We start from the raw sequence: 444 nt of genomic DNA, 5'->3' as shown, positions 1-444 counted from the left end.
AATTGTATATGGATTCCTCCTATCAACTTTAATCTGTTTTTTTAAACTTTCTCAATTACATCTAATTCCACCTTCAAATTCTTGATGATAAATTCCTGTCTGTCCGGAGTATTTTTTCCCATATAAAAAGAAAGCAATTGTTCAATCGAAGTATTTTTGTCCATCATAATAGGATCAAGACGAATGGTTTCTCCAATAAAATTCTTGAACTCATCCGGAGAAATTTCTCCCAATCCCTTAAATCGGGTGATTTCTGGTTTCGGTTTTAATTTTTCGATTGCCGCTTTTCGTTCCTCGTCAGAATAGCAATAGATTGTTTCTTTCTTATTTCGAACCCTGAAAAGTGGTGTTTGCAAAATATACAAATGTCCTTCTTTTATCAATTCAGGGAAAAATTGCAGAAAGAACGTAATCAATAGCAATCGAATGTGCATTCCATCGACA

The 444-nt window shown here is 33.6% G+C and carries 1 pseudogene; it reads right to left on the bottom strand.

The window, feature by feature from the left end:
* Positions 1 to 41 precede the first annotated feature (41 nt).
* Positions 42 to 444, bottom strand: a pseudogene (locus FCS21_RS17815) (hypothetical protein); the annotation flags it as partial.

Origin of the sequence: Colwellia ponticola (assembly GCF_005885605.1) — a bacterium.
GTDB lineage: Bacteria > Pseudomonadota > Gammaproteobacteria > Enterobacterales > Alteromonadaceae > Colwellia > Colwellia ponticola.
Note: the sequence above shows the minus strand (reverse complement) of the source record. Positions and strands in the feature narration are given on the sequence as shown.